General features: G+C 72.3%; 1 protein-coding gene. It reads left to right on the plus strand.

The annotated features are described in order from the left end of the window. Window positions 1-833, plus strand: an 833-nt coding sequence (locus tag IBL25_RS26395; RefSeq protein ID WP_275296077.1) for a GNVR domain-containing protein, incomplete at both ends; no start/stop codon positions are given.

Consider the following 833-nt stretch of genomic DNA (forward strand, 5'->3'; position numbering starts at 1 on the left):
AGGCCGAACGCCGCCGCGCCGAGTTCCAGGCCCGATACATCGACCTCCTCCCTTCCGAGGCCAATGGCGGCGTGTCGCGGCTGGAAGCCGCGCGCGGGCGCCTGAAGGAAGTGCAGGGCGAGTTGCAGGATGCCCGCATGCGGCGGGAGCTGACGCAGAAGCAGTTGGAAGCCGCGCCCCCGACCCTTACGGCGGCGCAGGTGAGCGGTGGTGGCGGTGGCAACCCCGCCCTGGCCGCCGCGCAGCGCAATCTGGCCGAGCTTCGCACCCGCTTCACCGAACAGCATCCGGATGTGGTGGCGGCGCGCGCGGCCGTGGGTGTGGCGGCGCGTACCGGCAGCAGTGGCGCGGCCTCCCCCAGCGGCAGGGCCGCCCCGGTCGCCAATCCGCTTTATGAGCAGCTGAAGGTGCGGCTGGTGGATGTGGAGGCGCAGATCGCCTCGTTGGAGCGGCAGGAGCGTGACGGCAAGGCGGAGGTGGAGCGGCTCGATGCCGTCGCCCGCAGCGAGCCGGAAGTGCAGGCGCAGTTCATGAACCTGGACCGCGACTACACCGTGCTGCGCCGCAACTACGAGGAACTGCTGGCCCGGCGCGAATCCATCCAAATCGCCGGCGCCGCCCGCACCAATTCCGACCGCGTGCGCCTCGAAGTGGTGGACCCGCCCTCCCTGCCCATCCGCCCCGCCTGGCCCAACCGCCCGCTGCTGCTCACCGGCGTGCTGGTGGCCGGCCTCGGCGCCGGTACCCTCGTGGCCCTGCTGCTGGTGCAGCTCGACCAGGGCTTCCACACCGTCAACGACCTGCGCCGGCTCGGCCTGCCGGTGCTTGGCGGC

Origin of the sequence: Pseudoroseomonas ludipueritiae, assembly GCF_014490445.1 — a bacterium.
Taxonomy (GTDB): Bacteria; Pseudomonadota; Alphaproteobacteria; order Acetobacterales; family Acetobacteraceae; genus Pseudoroseomonas; species Pseudoroseomonas ludipueritiae.